This window comes from uncultured Pseudacidovorax sp. (genome assembly GCF_913773995.1).
GTDB lineage: Bacteria > Pseudomonadota > Gammaproteobacteria > Burkholderiales > Burkholderiaceae_C > Xenophilus.
In genome coordinates this window covers 1-12109 of record NZ_CAJYES010000197.1, presented here as the reverse complement: position 1 = coordinate 12109, position 12109 = coordinate 1, and the positions used below count along the sequence as shown (strand labels likewise).

The following is a 12109-nucleotide window of genomic DNA, read 5'->3' as shown; positions in this document are numbered from 1 at the left end:
GCTCGACCCCTACCCCCTCTGGGGGAAGGCAGGGATGGGGGCTCTGCCGCCCCCCGGCATGGGAGCACCCCCGCCACCCACAAGCTCAGCAACCGACAGTACGAGCAACTGCTGCGCCAGAACTTCGTCAGCGTCCGCCGCGTGCGCGAATGGCGCGACATCCATTCGCAACTGCTCACCGTGGTCACCGAGCACAAGTGGAAGCTCAACCCCACACCCGCCGGCTACGAGCAGATCCACAAGTCCATGCTGGCCGGCCTGCTGGGCAACATCGGCTGGAAGATGGACGAGGAGGCCGGCTCCTCCTCGGGCGAATACCTGGGCGCGCGTGGCATCAAGTTCCACCGTCATCCGGGTGCCCACCTGCGCAAACGGCCAGGCCGCTGGATCGTCTGCGCCGAGCTGGTGGAGACCACGCGCCTCTTCGGCCGGGGCATCGCCAACATCGAGCCGCAGTGGATCGAGGAAATCGCCGGCCACCTTCTGAAGAAGCAGCTGCTCGATCCGCACTGGGAGAAGAAGGACGCCCGCGTCACAGCCTTCGAGCGTGCCACGCTCTATGGCCTGGTGGTCTACAGCGGCCGGCGCGTGGACTTCGCCAAGGCCGACCCGGCCGGCGCGCGCGAGATCTTCATCCGAGAGGCCCTGGCCGGCGGCGAATGGGAAAGCAAGCTGCCCTTCCTGGCTGCCAACCGCAAGCTGGTGCGCGAGGTCGAGGCGCTGGAACACAAGTCGCGCCGGCAGGACGTGCTGGTCGACGATGCGCTGATCTACGCCTTCTACGAGGCCCAGGTGCCGGCCGACGTGGCCAACGGCCATGCCTTCGAGCAGTGGTACCGGCAGGCGAGTGCGACCAATCCGAAGCTGTTGTTCCTCACGCGCGAGGAACTGATGCGCCACCAGGCGGCGGGCATCACGACGCAGGCCTTCCCGCCCACCGTCAAGCTGGGCGGCGTGGACTGCGCCGCCACCTACCTGCATCAGCCGGGCGATGCGCGCGACGGCGTCACCGTCACCGTGCCGCTTTTCGTGCTCAACCAGGTGAGCGAGGAGCGCTGCGAATGGCTGGTGCCGGGCATGCTCAAGGACAAGATCCAGGCCCTGCTCAAGAGCCTGCCGCAGAAGCCGCGCTCGCGCTTCGTGCCGCTGCCGGAGTCGGCCACGCGGCTGGCCGAGGTGATGGGCACGCCCGAGGCCTTCGGCACCGGCTCGCTCACCGATGCGCTGCTCAAGCAGGTGCGCGACATCACTAGCCTGGACGTCAAGCGCGCCGACTTCAAGCTGGACATGCTGCCGCCACACCTGTTCATGAACCTGCAGGTGGTGGACGAGCACGGCCGCCAGCTCGGCATGGGCCGCAACCTGGGGGCGCTCAAGGGCGAGTTGGGCAGCAAGGCGCGCGGGGCCTTCCAGGCGTTGGCGGGGCTCAAGGGCCGCGCGGCGACTGCGCCTTCGCCGGCTGCTTCGACGCCGGGCGAGGGCAAGACGGCCGTCTCGGCGCCCAAGGCGGCACCAGGCCCTGCCGCACCGCCGGCCGGCCAGCGCTACACCGCCTGGACCTTCGGTGAACTGCCCGAACTGATGGAGGTGCGCCGCGGGGCGCAGACGCTGATCGGCTTTCCGGCGCTGGTGGACGGGGGCGACGCCGTCACCATCGAGGTCTTCGACGAGCCCGAGGTGGCGGCCGCCAAGCACCGCGCCGGCCTTCGCCGTCTGGTGGCGCTGCAGATCCGCGACGCGCTCAAGTACCTGGAAAAGAACATCCCCGACCTGCAGAAGATGGCCGTGGCGTACATGCCGCTGGGCACGCTGGAGGAACTGCGGGCCCAGATCCTGGACGTGGCGCTGGACCGCGCTTTCCTTCAGGAGCCGCTGCCCACCGACGAGGCCAGCTTCAAGCGCCGGCTGGACGAAGGCCGGGGTCGGTTGACGCTGATTGCCAACGAAGTGGCGCGTCTGGCCTCCACCATCCTGACCGAGTACGCGGCGGCCCAGCGCAAGATCAAGGACACCAAGATCCAGCCCGAGGCCGTGAAGGATGCGGGGGAGCAGCTGCAACGGCTGGTCGGCAAGCGCTTCATCGCCGACGCGCCGTGGACACAGCTGCAGCACTTCGCGCGCTACCTCAAGGCCATCGTGCTGCGCCTGGACAAGCTGCGCGCCGACCCGGCGCGCGATGCGCAGAAGCTGGCCGAGTTCAAGCCGCAGGAGCAGCGCTACTGGCGCCTGGTGGCCGAGCGCAAGGGCGCCACGGACGAGCGCATGCGCGAGTTCCGCTGGCTGCTGGAGGAGCTGCGCGTCAGCTTCTTTGCCCAGGAGCTACGCACACCGCAGCCGGTGAGCATCAAGCGACTGGACAAGGCCTGGCAGCAGATCGCGCACTGAGTCGCTTTGGACGACGCCGGGGTACTGGCCCCGTCCGCGTCGTGCGTCGGGGTGAGCTACCGGTTTGGACAGCGGCAGGCGTACGAACTGTCGCTGCGACTGCAGCACTTCTCCAACGGCGGCATCAATTAACCCAATCCGGGCGCCAACTTCCGCAAGCTGCGCTTCAGCATGGCTTGGTGAGGTCGGCGCCGGCGGGCTTCACTGAGATTGGCCGCTTGTGCCGGTCCCGCCGCTTGCGCCCGGCGTGTTCGTCGTTCCGGTGCCAGACGTGGAGGGCAGGCCGTTGGAGGCTGGAGCAGCGGGATCGGCGGCACCGGGTGTTGCGCTCCCATTGGCAGCGCCGGCACCACCGCCCGTCGTTCCGGGCGCTTCCGTGCCTGCAGGGCCCATGGATCCCGTGCCGCCCGTCCCGGGTGCCATGCCTGTCGCGCCGTCGCTGGCCGGAGGCGGCGCCGACTGGCCCGTGGACGGGGCGGGCTGGCCCGGCGCTTCGCCGCCAGTCCGGAAGAACGCGAAGATCGCGCCGATCACCAGCACGATGACGACGACGATGCCCCAGCGCATTGCGCGGTTGTTGTCGCGGTCGCCGTTCAGTTGGGGTGGGGTGGCCATCGGTATTGCTCCTTGATGAGGGTTGTCGATGGCCATCAGGCTGGCGTCCTCCAGCACGCCTCGACGTGGGACGTCTTCGGGGCGCCGGTAGTCCAAGTCACGCGCGAGAGGCGCAGCGGGGGCGGGCTCAGCCGGCCAGCAGCTTCTGCACGAGTTCCGCTGTGGTCGCTGCGGCGTACTTGCGCATCAGACGGGCGCGGTGGATTTCCACGGTGCGGTGGCTGATGGCGAGGACGCGGCCGATCTCCTTGCTGGTGAGTCCCTGCATCACGTGAGCCGCCACCTCGCGCTCGCGCGGCGTGAGCTCGGCCTTGTCCTCGCGGCGCGAGCCCAGGTCCTCGAAGGTCCAGATGCCGGACTCGTGCGGCGCCTCGCGGTTGAGCGCGCGGCCCGTGACATGGCACCAGAAGGTCTCGCCAGCGCGCATGCCATGCAGGTCGCCCACGCGCCGCATCATCCGGTTGTCGGCGTAGCGGCCGCTCGCATTGAGGGCGGGCAGCATGCGCCGGCCGATGCGCTCGTATTCCGCCACACTGGGATACAGCAGCCGGAATGACTCGCCCACGAGCTGCTCGCGCTTGGCACCGAACATCTCGCACAGCCGCGCGTTGCAGTCCACCATCACGCGCTGGCGCGACAGCACCATGCCCACAGGGGCGTGTTCGAAGGCCAGCCGGTAATCGATGGCCGGGGTGGCCAGGGCAGGGGCCTCAGGTGCGTCCATTACGAAATCCTACGTATGTGCATACGTAGTATCGTTGCGGGGTTTTCCCTTCCTTCCACCCTCACTCTCTTCACGCGAGGAACCATGGCGAACAAGATCTATGCCTCCGCCAAGGAGGCGCTGGCCGGCGTCGTTGCCCACGGCCAGACGCTGGCCGTCGGCGGCTTCGGCCTGTGCGGCATTCCCGAGGCGCTGATCGATGCGCTCAAGGAAAGCGGCGTCAAGGACCTGACCTGCATCTCCAACAACGCAGGCGTCGATGGCTTCGGCCTGGGCAAGCTGCTGGAGACGCGGCAGATCAAGAAGATGATCGCCAGCTACGTGGGCGAGAACAAGGAGTTCGAGCGCCAGTACCTGGCGGGCGAGCTGGAGCTGGAATTCACGCCCCAGGGCACGCTGGCCGAGAAGCTGCGCGCCGGTGGCGCCGGCATTCCGGCCTTCTTCACCAAGACCGGCGTGGGCACGCTGGTGGCCGAAGGCAAGGAGCTGCGCGAATTCGATGGCGAGACCTATGTCATGGAGCGCTCCCTGGTGCCCGACGTGGCGCTGGTCAAGGCCGACGTGGCCGACAAGTCCGGCAACCTGCGCTTCCGCCTGACGGCGCGCAACTTCAACCCGGCCGCAGCCATGGCGGGCAAGGTCTGCATCGTCGAGGTCGAGAAGATCGTCGAGGTGGGCGAGCTGGCGCCGGACGACGTCCACCTGCCCGGCATCTATGTGCACCGAATCGTGCTCAATGCCAGCCCCGAGAAGCGCATCGAGAAGCGCACCGTCAGCGCCGCCGCGCCGGTGGACGCCGCGGCCGCCAAGGTCGAGGCCCAGGCCGTGATCGCCCAGGCTGCGGCTGGCGCGGAAGTGCCAGCCACCGTCAAGAACAACACCAGCAAGTAACAGAGGAGTTCCCATGCCCTGGACCCAAGACCAGATGGCCGCGCGTGCGGCCAAGGAACTGGAAGACGGCTTCTACGTCAATCTCGGCATCGGCATCCCGACGCTGGTGGCCAACTTCGTCGGCGACAAGGAAGTCTGGCTGCAGAGCGAGAACGGCATGCTCGGCATCGGCCCCTTCCCCACGGAAGACCAGGTGGACGCCGACCTGATCAACGCCGGCAAGCAGACCGTGACCACGCTGCCGGGCTCGTCGATCTTCGGCAGCCACGAGAGCTTCGCCATGATCCGCGGCGGCAAGATCAACCTGTCGATCCTGGGCGCCATGCAGGTCAGCGAGAAGGGCGACCTCGCCAACTGGATGATCCCCGGCAAGATGGTCAAGGGCATGGGCGGTGCCATGGACCTGGTGGCCGGCGTCAAGCGTGTGATCGTGCTGATGGAGCACGTGGCCCGCAAGAAGGACGGCACCGAGGACCTGAAGATCCTGCCGCAATGCACGCTGCCGCTGACGGGCGTCGGGGTGGTGGACCGTATCATTACGGACCTGGCTGTGCTCGACGTCACCCCCGAGGGGCTGAAGGTGGTCGAGCTGGCCGATGGCGTCAGCTTCGACGCCGTGCAAGCCAAGACGGGAGTCAAGCTCCTGCAGTGAAAGTCAATCGATGAGTGAATGGACCGGCGCCGGTGTGCAGGCGCCCAAGGTGGCCCTGTACTGGGACTTCGAGAACCTGCACGCGGTCCTGACCGACCAACAGAACGGCCAGGACTACTACCGCGAACACCGGCTCACGGTCCAGATGCCCGTGGCGGAAGTCGAGGCCATCGTCGACTACGCCGCCTCGCTGGGCGACGTCATCATCAACCGCGCGTACGCCAACTGGCAGTTCTTCTCGCGCTATCGCGATGCCTTGAACGGCGCCGGCATCGACCTGATCCAGCTCTTTCCGCGCGGCGCCAACATGAAGAACAGCGCCGACATCCGCATGGCGCTGGATGCGCTGTCCGACCTGCACAGCCATCCGCACATCACCCATGTGGTGGTGGTGTCCTGCGACAGCGACTTCATCAGCCTGGCGCAGAAGGTCAAGCAGGCGGGTCGCTTCATCGCCGGCGTCGGCGTCGAGGGCAACAGCAACCGCTACTGGGTGGCGAGCTGCAACGAATTCAAGTTCTACGGTGCGCTGCTCAAGCTGCGCCAGGCCAGTGAGGCCGTCGCGGCCTCGCAGCTGGTCGAGGATGGGCTGGGCGACGGAGGTGAGCCGAACGAGCCCGCCGACAGCGGCCCCACGGTGCTGACCGTCGAGCTGGGGCGCGAAGCGCTGGTCAAGGCCGTGACCCAGATCATCGCCCGCCAGGGGGAGAACCGCGTGCACTGCGGCGCGCTCAAGTCCCTGATGAAGCGCATGATGCCGGCCTTCGACGAAGGCATGCTGGGCTGCCGCAGCTTCAAGGCCTTCCTGCAACGCTTTCCGGACCTCGTGGAGTTCCTCGACGACGAGGGCGGCGGGCACATCGCATTGACGCCGCAGGCGCTGGCGCACGAGTCCCCGGCGGCCGACGCCGGCCCGGTCGGCGCCTGAGCGGCGCAGCCCCTTGTCCGCCACGCCGATGCCGCCAGGCATCCGGTCAGATGATCCCCTTGATCCGCCCGGCTGCTGATAGCATCCGGCGCTGTCCCACGCGTCCGCCGCCATGACGTCTTCCGACGATTTCCAAACCATGTTCGATCTTGCGCCAGTCTCGCTCTGGCTCGAGGACTACAGCGGACTCAAACAACTGTTCGATCAGTGGCGCGCCGAGGGCGTGACCGATCTCGTCGAGTACCTGCAAGGCGATCCGTCGCGTCGCGCGGCCTGCATGGCCAGCATCCGCGTGGTGCGTGTCAACCAGAAGACGCTGGAGCTGTTCGCTGCAGGCAGCCAGGAAGAGCTGGTATCGCGGCTGTCCGAGATCTTCCGGGACGACATGTCCGACCGGGTGATCCACGAACTGGCGCAGTTCTGGGCGGGCCATACCGAAATCCAGAACCAGACGGTCAACTACGCCCTCGACGGCCGCCGCCTGGACGTGACGGTGCGCATCCGCATCCTGCCGGGCCATGAGGCCGACTGGTCGCGGGCCCTCATCTCGCTGGACGACATCACCGCCCGCGTGCGCGCCGAGAAGCTGCGCGACGCGAGCGAACGTTATGCGCGCGGCCTCTTCGAGCGCTCGCCCGTGTCGCTGTGGGTGGAGGACTTCAGCGGCGTCAAGCGGCTGCTCGACGGCGTGCGGGCGCAGGGCATCCGCGATTTCGGCACCTTCCTCAAGGTGCATCCGGAGTTCGTCGGCCGTTGCGTGCAGGAGATCCGCGTCCTCGATGTGAACGAGGAGACGCTGCGCATGCTGGGCGCGCCGGACAAGCCCACGCTGCTGCGCAACCTGCCCAAGGTGTTCCGCGGCGAGATGCACGACTCGTTCGCCGAGCAGCTGCGCGACCTGTGGGAGGGCAAGACGCTGCAGCAGCGCGAGGTGGTCAACTACACCCTGGGCGGCGAGCCGGTCTACATCTACATGCAGTTCTCGATCCTGCCCGACCGGCAGGACAACTGGGACCTGGTGCTGCTCTCGCTGGTGGACATCACCGCCCGCCGGCGGGCCGAAGCCTATCTGGAGTACCTGGGCACCCACGACGTGCTGACCCAGTTGCGCAACCGCACCTTCTACACCGAGGAGGTGCACCGCCTGGCGCGCAAGGGGCCCTGGCCGGTGTCCATCCTCACGTTGGACATGAACGGGCTCAAGCAGGTCAACGATCAGGTCGGCCATGCCGCAGGCGACGCGCTGCTGCGCCGGGCCGGCGAGGTGCTGGCCAAGCTGGTGGACGCGCCGTCATGCGTGGCCCGCGTGGGGGGCGACGAATTCATCGTGCTGATGCCCGACACGGACGAGCGCGGCGTACGCAGCGTGCGCGAGCACCTGACCACGCTGGTTGACCTCAACAACCAGTTCTATGGTGGCCCTTCCGGTCATCTGCTGAGCTTCGCCATGGGTGCCGCCACCTGCCATGCGGGCGAGTCGCTGGAGAACGCCCTGCTGGCCGCCGACCGCGCCATGTACGAGGACAAGGCGCGGCATTACGAGTCGGAAGGTCCGGCCCAGCGCCGGCCCGTCTGATGCGGCACGCCGGAACCCCTTGCGGCCCCAGGCACTGACCGACCGGCTCTTTTCCTTTCACACCATGCCTCCCCGTCTTCCCCGGCCTGCGGTCTGCCACTTTCGCACCGTGGCGGGGGAACTGCGCTGGGCGGATGCAGCGGCGCAGACGCTGACCTCCGGCGTCGCCGAGCCCGGCATCAAGGCCAAGACCCTGCTGGCGCCGGGAGAGCGCGGCTTCGAAGAGGCCGAGGTGCCGGCCAAGGGCCCCGGTCCTGCCTGTTGGGTGGGGCTGCGCACACCCAAAGGGCGCGTGCAGGTCGAATTGCGCGGCGAGCGCGCGGACGACGGCAGCGTGCTGTGGACCGCCAGCCGCGGCCCGGGCACGGAAGTGCTGCATCGGCTGGATCCCCTGACGCGCCTGCCTGGCCGCCTGCCTTCCCTGCCCGAGCTGTCGGCGGAGCGCAGCGAGCCCCTTGCCCGTCTGGCCGTGATCTACCTGGACCTGGACCGCTTCCGCGAGATCAACGGGCGCTTCGGTCCTTCGGGCGGGGATGCCGTGCTGCTGGAGGTGGTGCATCGCCTGCAACTGGGCCTGCCCGAGGATGCGGCGCTGGCTCGCGTGGGCGGCGACGAATTCGCGGCCGTCCTGCCCAATGCCGGCTGGCCGGAATGCCAGGGCATCCTCGAATACTGCCTGGGCCGTCTGGGCGACGACTTCCAGGTCCATGGCCAGCCCCTGACCGTGGGTGCCAGCGTGGGTGTGGCACTGCGCGAGCAGGAGGGGCCCTCCATCGAGGTGTTGCTGCGGCAGGCGCGGCAGGCGGCCTTCGGCGCCAAGCGCGCCGGCGGCGGGCAGGTGAACTTCTTCGATGCGCAGGAGCATGCGCACGAGCAGCGCCTGGCCCAGCAACGCCAGCGCATCGCCGAGGGGCTGGAGGCGGGCGAGTTCTTCCTCGTCTTTCAGCCGAAGGTGGACATGCGGCGCGGCACCATCGTGGGCATGGAGGCGCTCAGCCGATGGAACCACGCCCAGCGCGGCGTGCTGCTGCCGGCGGAGTTCGTGCCCACGATCGAGGACCACGAACTGTCCGAGCAGCTGGGCGAATGGGCCATCGGCGCTGCCATCGAGGCCGTGCGGCAATGGGCGGCCCAGGGGCGCCGGCTTTCGGTCAGCGTCAACATCACTGCGGGGCTGCTCATGCGGGCGGACGTGATCAACCGGCTCTCGGCGCTGCTGGACCGCTTTCCGGACCGGCATGCCGGTGCCCTGGTGCTGGAGATCCTGGAGACGAGCGCCATCCGCGACATCGATCTGGCGGCCAGCTTCATCGAGTCCTGCCGGCAGCTGGGCGTGGACGTGGTGATGGACGACTTCGGCACGGGCTATTCCTCGCTCACTTATCTGCGGCGGCTGCCGGTCAGTGGGCTGAAGCTCGACCAGTCCTTCGTTCGCAACGTGCTCACCGACCCTCAGGACCGTGCCATCTTGCAGGGCGTCATCTCGCTGGCCCGTGCGCTGGGGCTGGAGGTCACGGCCGAAGGCGTCGAGACGCGCGAGCACGGCGAGGCGCTGCTGGCCCTCGACTGCCACCTGGCGCAGGGCTTCGGCATTGCCCGCCCCATGGCGGCCACGGAAGTCTTCGACTGGATCGATGCCTACGAGAAGCAGCCGCTGTGGGCAACACCGTCGGACAATGCGCCCGCCATGAACCAGACCCCTCCGCCGTGACGCCGCTTCGCCGACTGATGCCCCGTCTGCGCAGGAGGACGCCGATGCGCGGCCCGGATGCCGGCCATGCAATGGACGAGGTGGCGCTGCGCCTGCGTCTCGGACTGATCGCGGTCGTGGCACTGTTGTCGGTGGCGGCCTGTTTCGCCATCTGGCTGGCCGTCTCCCACCTGGCGCAACGCATTGCGCGCGTCAGCGACGAAGACCATCAGCGTGCCAGCACGCGGGCCACTGCCGAGGCCATGGGCAGCCTGCAGCATCAGCGGGAGGCCGCCCTGGCCGGCACGGCCCGCATGCTGCAGTCCGCTGGCAGCGACGAGGAGCGTGCGCAGCGCTTCACGGTGCTGGCGTCCGGCTTGAGCACGGTCTTTTCCGCATCGTTCCTGATCGACGCACTGGGCCAGCCACTCGGCCGCGCCGATGAGCACGGCGTGCAGCTCATGCCTGCCCTCGGCGCCATGGATGACCGGACCTACTTCCAGGAGGTGATGCGCACCCGCAAGCTGGTTCTTTCGCAACCTCTGGCGGGTCGCAACACGGGCCGGGCGTCGATCGTGATGGCGCTGCCCGTGATGGACGGCACACGCCCGGTCGGGGTGTTGGCGGGCGTGTTGCGCCTGGACAGTGGCGACATCGGCCGCATGGCTGTCGGCAGGCTGCCTGGTGCAGTCCGCGTGGTGACGGACGAGCATGGCCAGATTCTCAGTCACGACGGCGGTCTCGCTCTGCAGCGACTGCCCTTGTCGCGCGAACCCCGCTTTGCCGAAGCTTTCGAGGAGTGGCGCGCGCAGGGCCGCCCGCGCAGCACCGAGGGCTTCGTCACGGTGGCCGGCGGCCAGGTCGTGGCCGCCGTTGCGGTGGCGGAGACGCCCTGGCTCATCTGGCAGGCCCGTCCGGTCTCCGGACTGCAGGGCGTGCTCGACGACGAACTGGAACACACGCTGCAATGGGCCATCGGCGCCGTGCTGGTGGCCGGCCTGCTGGGCTGCAGCTGGATCGCCTGGCGTCTGCGGCCGCTGGGGCGGCTGGTACACCGTGTCCAGCGGCTGACCGCGCCCGCGGCCGATCCTCGACCGGACCTCGGCTGGCCGAACAGCCCGGGTGAGCTGGGCCAGTTGTCGGCCCTGCTGCGCCTGTGGGCGACCGAACAGGCGGGGCTCGCCAGCGCCCATGCCGAGATCCAGACCCGCCTGCGCGCCGTGCTCGCCGCTGCACCCGTGGGGGTGGCGTTCGTGCGCGAGGGTGTGGTCGAGCTGGCCAGTGCCGAATGCTGCCGCCTCTTCGGCAACGACGCGCCGCAGATGGTGGGCCGTGCCGCCCAGGAGCTGTTCGAGGAGCCTGACGGCGCGCAGCGCTTCCAGCAGGCCGCCCGCGGCGCCGCCGCCCTCGGGGTGCCCTATGGCGGCGACTGGCGCCTGCGGCGCAGCGACGGCCTCGGTTTCTGGGCCAACCTGCGCAGCCGACCGGTGGACTGGGACGATCTCTCGCTTGGCGAGATCTGGACCGTGGCCGACGTGACCGAACAGAAGCTGGTGCGCCAACGCCTGGAGTGGCAGAGCCGGCACGACCCGCTCACCGGGGCGGCCAACCGCATGTTCTTCGACCAGCGCATCGCGCGGGTGATGGGCAACCGGGAGCTGTTCAGTCCCGCAGTTCTGATCTTCATCGACCTCGACCATTTCAAGCCCATCAACGACACGGCCGGCCACCTGGCTGGGGACGAGGTGCTCAAGCAGGTGGTGCATGCGATTGCGGCCCAGTCGCGGTCGGGCGACCTGGTGGTGCGGCTGGGCGGCGACGAGTTCGCGTTGTTGCTGGAGCAGTGCAGTGGCATGGCGGCCATGGCGGTGGCCCAGCGCATCCGGGCTGCCATCCAGGACATCGGCGTCCCATGGGAAGAGCAGGAACTGCGCGTCGGCGCCAGCATCGGTGTGGCCGAACTCACCGCCGAGATCCGCACCGCGCAGGACTGGGTGGCCGCCGCCGATGCCGCCTGCTACGCCGCCAAGACCAGCGGCCGCAACCAGGTGCAGATGTCGCCGCCCCGCGTGGTGCTGCGCTGATCAGGCGCCGGGTGCGGGCGGCAGGAGCCGCGCCTGCGCCCGTTCCGCCACCGACTTGAACAGGTTCCACACCGCCAGGATTCGCGGCTGCTGCTTGCCCTCGGCCGGCATCGACATCCAGAAGGTGCGCGTGAAGCGCGCCAGCGCCGGCAGCACAGGCGCCAGCCGCGCATCGCCTTCGGCGATGAAGGCGGGCAGCACGGCAATGCCGGCGCCGGCGGCGGCCGCCTCGTGCTGGGCCAGCACGCTGGTGCTGCGCAGCGAAAAGCCATCGGGCCGGTGCAGCTCGCCCAGAAAACGCAGTTCCTTCGAGAAGAGCAGGTCGTCCACGTAGCTGATGAAGGCATGGCCGCGCAGGTCCTCGCGGCGTGAGATGGGCGCATGGCGTCCCAGGTAGTCGTGCGAGGCGTACAGGCGCAGGCTGTAGTCCGTGAGCCGTGTGGCCACCACGGGGCCGCGCGCCGGGCGTTCCAGCGCGATCACGATGTCGGCTTCACGCCGCGACAGCTGCAGCAGCCGCGGCAAGGCGAGCAGGTCGATGGTCAGCCGCGGATGGTCTGCGGC

The 12109-nt window shown here is 68.8% G+C and carries 11 protein-coding genes; 8 read left to right on the top strand and 3 right to left on the bottom strand.

Annotated features, from left to right (window positions below):
- Together QZ772_RS18785 and QZ772_RS25530 are read left to right on the top strand one after the other, a co-directional pair.
- A partial coding sequence (locus tag QZ772_RS18785) for a DUF3418 domain-containing protein (protein ID WP_295529403.1) occupies nt 1–2385 on the top strand: 2385 nt, incomplete at its 5' end.
- A 51-nt stretch (nt 2386–2436) separates the two neighbouring features.
- Entirely contained in the window at nt 2437–2517 is an 81-nt protein-coding gene (locus QZ772_RS25530) for an acyloxyacyl hydrolase (protein WP_366510616.1), read from the top strand.
- A gap of 69 nt (nt 2518–2586) precedes the next feature.
- Here the strand turns inward: QZ772_RS25530 and QZ772_RS18780 are convergent, their stop codons facing one another.
- Both QZ772_RS18780 and QZ772_RS18775 read right to left on the bottom strand, forming a co-directional pair.
- Entirely contained in the window at nt 2587–3000 is a 414-nt protein-coding gene (locus QZ772_RS18780) for a hypothetical protein (RefSeq protein WP_295529401.1), read from the bottom strand.
- 127 nt (nt 3001–3127) lie between these two features.
- Complete coding sequence (locus tag QZ772_RS18775) at nt 3128–3724, bottom strand: LuxR C-terminal-related transcriptional regulator (protein ID WP_295529399.1); 597 nt, start codon at nt 3722–3724, stop codon at nt 3128–3130.
- An 84-nt stretch (nt 3725–3808) separates the two neighbouring features.
- Between QZ772_RS18775 and QZ772_RS18770 the strand changes: the two genes are divergently transcribed.
- The 6 genes from QZ772_RS18770 to QZ772_RS18745 all read left to right on the top strand — a co-directional run bounded on the left by QZ772_RS18770 (nt 3809) and on the right by QZ772_RS18745 (nt 11545).
- Complete coding sequence (locus QZ772_RS18770; protein ID WP_295529397.1) at nt 3809–4615, top strand: CoA transferase subunit A; 807 nt, start codon at nt 3809–3811, stop codon at nt 4613–4615.
- Nucleotides 4616–4628: 13 nt separating this feature from the next.
- Nucleotides 4629–5267 (top strand): 3-oxoacid CoA-transferase subunit B, encoded by a 639-nt coding sequence (locus QZ772_RS18765; RefSeq protein WP_017758629.1) that lies wholly within the window; start codon nt 4629–4631, stop codon nt 5265–5267.
- 10 nt (nt 5268–5277) lie between these two features.
- Nucleotides 5278–6195 carry an NYN domain-containing protein gene (locus tag QZ772_RS18760; protein ID WP_295529395.1) on the top strand — a complete coding sequence of 306 codons (918 nt, stop codon included), beginning with the start codon at nt 5278–5280 and terminating at the stop codon, nt 6193–6195.
- 112 nt (nt 6196–6307) lie between these two features.
- Entirely contained in the window at nt 6308–7771 is a 1464-nt protein-coding gene (locus QZ772_RS18755; RefSeq protein ID WP_295529393.1) for a diguanylate cyclase, read from the top strand.
- A gap of 64 nt (nt 7772–7835) precedes the next feature.
- A complete protein-coding gene (locus QZ772_RS18750; RefSeq protein ID WP_295529391.1) occupies nt 7836–9482 on the top strand; it encodes a bifunctional diguanylate cyclase/phosphodiesterase in 1647 nt (548 codons plus the stop codon).
- Nucleotides 9483–9526: 44 nt separating this feature from the next.
- Nucleotides 9527–11545 carry a diguanylate cyclase gene (locus tag QZ772_RS18745; protein WP_295529389.1) on the top strand — a complete coding sequence of 673 codons (2019 nt, stop codon included), beginning with the start codon at nt 9527–9529 and terminating at the stop codon, nt 11543–11545.
- Here QZ772_RS18745 and QZ772_RS18740 read toward each other — a convergent pair.
- The coding region (locus QZ772_RS18740; protein WP_295529387.1) for a LysR substrate-binding domain-containing protein at nt 11546–12109 on the bottom strand (564 nt) is incomplete at its 5' end.